Below are 3,222 nucleotides of genomic sequence, written 5' to 3' on the forward strand. Positions count from 1 at the left end.
CGAGTTTGAAAATCTGATGAACCGGCTCATTGAGGAGCATGGGCTGAACGACCCGTATCCGGTGCAATACGCCCGCTGGCTGGGCGATCTGCTGCGCGGCGACTGGGGCTGGAGCCCGACGTACAACAGCGACGTGCTGCCCCTGCTGAAGCGCAGGCTGCCGGTGACGGCCGAATTGACCTTTTATGGCGTCCTCGTCGTGGTTCCCCTGGCCCTGATCAGCGGCGTGCTGGCCGGCTGGCGCGTCCCCGGCCGCTTTGACCGCGGCTATCGGCTGAGCGCCTTCCTGGCTACGTCCATCCCGCCGTTCATCCTGGGCCTCTTCCTGCTATCCATCTTTTACGTCGGGCTGAACTGGTTTCCGCCCGGCCGCACGGGCATCTACACCCTGACGCTCAGCACCAGCGACTTCCGCGCCATCACCGGCTTCCTGACCTTCGACGGGCTGCTCAACGGCCGGCCGGACGTGACCCTCGATGCCCTGCGCCACCTGGTGCTGCCGGTCTTCACGCTGGGCCTGCTCTATTGGGCCACCATCAGCCGGGTGACGCGCGTGGCGATGATCGAGACGAAGGCCCAGGAGTACATGACTGCGGCGCGGGCCAAGGGGTTGCGGAACCGCCAGCTTGAATGGCGACACGGTTTTCGCAACGCCATGCTGCCCGCTTTCACGGCCATGATCCTGTCCGCGGCCGGGCTGGTCACCGGCGTCTACGTGATCGAGTCGATCTTCGACTTCAAGGGGTTATCAGAACTCGTCACCAAGGGCTTTTTCGTCGCGCCGGACGCGCCGCTGGTCATGGGCTTCGCCGTGTTCAGCGTGCTGCTGGTGCTGCCGATCATGCTGGTCTTCGACCTGCTGCGAACGTTTGTCGATCCGCGACTGCGCGAAGAGGGATTGGAACTGTAGATGATTCGCTGGCGACGTTTCTTCAGTCGGGCGTCCAATCTGGTGGGGCTGGCGCTGGTACTACTCTTTTGTCTGGTGGCGCTACTGGCCCCGCGCCTGGCCCCGCCGCTCAACCCGGCCGATCCCTGGCCGTTCAAGACTGTCACCCAATCCTTCTCCCGCCAGCCAACGCCGCCCGAGCCCGGTGTGCCCCTGGGCACAACGCCGCAAATCCAAAACATGCCGCAATATGGCATCGCGCCGGGGCAGGACGCCTCGTACATGTGGGATGTGTACTACACGCTCATCTGGGGGGCGCGCTCGGCCCTGCGCTTCGGACTGGTGGTGACGCTGGCGACGGCGGTCATCGGCGTGCTCATCGGCGCGTTCAGCGGCTACATCGGCGGCGCGGCCAATCTGGTGATCATGCGCCTGACCGATGCGTTTCTGGCCTTTCCGGTCATTGCCGGCATCTGGGTCATCCAACGCGCCTTTTACTCTAACATCTACGATCCGTTCGGCGATCCGATGGCGCTGACCGGTTGGGAGGCGTTTCTCTATCGCGGGCGCATCGACCCGATCATGATCACGCTCATTCTCTTCTCGTGGATGCCCTACGCGCGGCTGATGAACGCCCAGGTGCGCGGGGCGCGCCGCAGCGAGTACGTGCGGGCGGCCGAGGCGATGGGGGCGAGCAGCGGGCGCGTCATCTTCCGCCACCTGTTGCCCAACACCATTTCGCCGGCCGTGGTACTGGCCGCGCGTGATATCGGCGGCATGGTCATTCTGGCGTCGGCCTTCATCTTCATCGGCTTTGGCGGCAACGTGGCCTGGGGGACCATGTTGGTCACCAGCCGCGACTACGTGATCGGTTTGAGCGGCAACCCGTTCGCCTACTGGTGGACGTTTGTGCCCGTGTCGCTGGCGCTGATCCTGTTCGGGGTGGGGTGGAATCTGGTGGGGGATGGGTTGAATCGGGCGTTGAGTCCGTATGAGCGTTGACGAGAAGCTCGTTCTGATGTACGTTAATTACGACTCCTGTAGTGATCAAGAGTAATATTATGCCTGTTTATCAATTCAGCCAGGAAACAATACCCTCAACGGCAAAGCTGCACGCCCTTTTTCGACAAGCGGATGAAACCTATGACCCGCTTGAGGAACTGCTACGTCTCGAACGCGAACTTGCTCAGTTGGAAGCGGAGCATGGGATGTCATCCAGTGAGTTCTTTAAGCGCTATCAAGCCGGGGAAATGGGCGACGCTGTTGAGGTCGTCACCTGGGCAGGACGCTATCGTTTATATTTGAACCTCAAGCGCGCGATCTCAGAAAGCCTGCGCGTAGTTGTAACTGTAGCTTCACCCCTGTCCTGATGCGCCTCCGTCGACACCTCGAACTGCTAAGTAACATTATTGCCTCTCGCCAGGATGTTACAATCGACCGGCTTGTAATCGAGGAGATCGTTGTCGATCAACAAGGCCTTGTTGAAGGGCGTTTGCGTTTCTGGGATGGCTCTTTATTACAATTCGTTGAAGTGCTGGCCGAACAGGGGGTTATCCTCAATAAGGTTGACTACGTGTACCACTATCAGGGTCAGGACGGTCAACTGATATTTCGCTACGATAATGCACCGCACCACGCCACATTTCAACCTTTCCGCACCACAAGCATACACCGCAGGGAATCGAACCCACAACTCCACCCCATCTAGGCGACGTGTTGCGCGAAATCGATAAGCACCTCTATCCAGAGTAGTGAGCCTGGATACAGCAGACAGATAACGTCTCCTATTTCAGAAACCGTCGCGCTCCCACAAAACTCTCCCGCAGCGACGCCACCGCCTGCACGTCATCCACGTAGACCCCATTGCGTGAACGCCCGCTGTGGATCATCGCCCAGCCGTCGGGGTGCATCTCCGTCCCCAGGCTGATGCCGACGTGGCTGATGGCCCGGTGACCGCCCGGGCCGCCGAAGTAGAACAGATCGCCCGGCGCGAACGGCGGTTCGACCGGTTGACCGGCCAGATATTGCTGGTCGGCGTCGCGCGGGATGACCACGCCCGCCAGCCGGTGCATGAGCTGTGCAAAGCCGGAGCAGTCGATCCCATGCACCGACGTGCCGCCCCACAGGTAGGGCACGCCGATGTACTGCATGGCGTCGTGGTGGGCAAGGTGGCGGCGGCGAACGTCGAGCGGGCGCCTGTCCTCCAGCGGGCGCAGGTCCATCGGGTCGGCGTAGCCGCGCCCGTTGACGCCCTGCACCGGAGCCCAGCCGTTCTCCAGCGCGCCCACGGCCAGCCGCGTCCCGGCGAAGAGGCGCGTCACCACCGGCGCGAG

General features: G+C 62.0%; 4 protein-coding genes and 1 pseudogene. 4 read left to right on the forward strand and 1 reads right to left on the reverse strand.

Annotated features, from left to right (window positions below):
* The 4 genes and pseudogenes from ACE3UY_RS20535 to ACE3UY_RS20550 all read left to right on the forward strand — a co-directional run.
* The coding region (locus tag ACE3UY_RS20535; protein WP_374689347.1) for an ABC transporter permease at window positions 1–910 on the forward strand (910 nt) is incomplete at its 5' end.
* Window positions 911–1,891: an ABC transporter permease gene (locus ACE3UY_RS20540; protein WP_374689348.1), complete on the forward strand. Its 981-nt coding sequence runs from the start codon at window positions 911–913 to the stop codon at window positions 1,889–1,891. It abuts the gene before it with no gap.
* Window positions 1,892–1,950: 59 nt separating this feature from the next.
* A complete protein-coding gene (locus ACE3UY_RS20545; protein ID WP_374689349.1) occupies window positions 1,951–2,259 on the forward strand; it encodes a hypothetical protein in 309 nt (102 codons plus the stop codon).
* A pseudogene (locus tag ACE3UY_RS20550) lies at window positions 2,259–2,641 on the forward strand (DUF6516 family protein). The gene ACE3UY_RS20545 and the pseudogene ACE3UY_RS20550 overlap by 1 nt, the downstream one beginning before the upstream one ends.
* Window positions 2,642–2,673: 32 nt before the next feature.
* On the opposite strand, the gene ACE3UY_RS20555 reads toward ACE3UY_RS20550, so the two are convergent.
* Window positions 2,674–3,222: C40 family peptidase (locus ACE3UY_RS20555; RefSeq protein WP_374689350.1), on the reverse strand; the 549-nt coding region annotated here is incomplete at its 5' end.

The sequence above is a fragment of the Promineifilum sp. (SeqCode) genome, from assembly GCF_041918635.1.
Classification (GTDB): domain Bacteria; phylum Chloroflexota; class Anaerolineae; order Promineifilales; family Promineifilaceae; genus Promineifilum.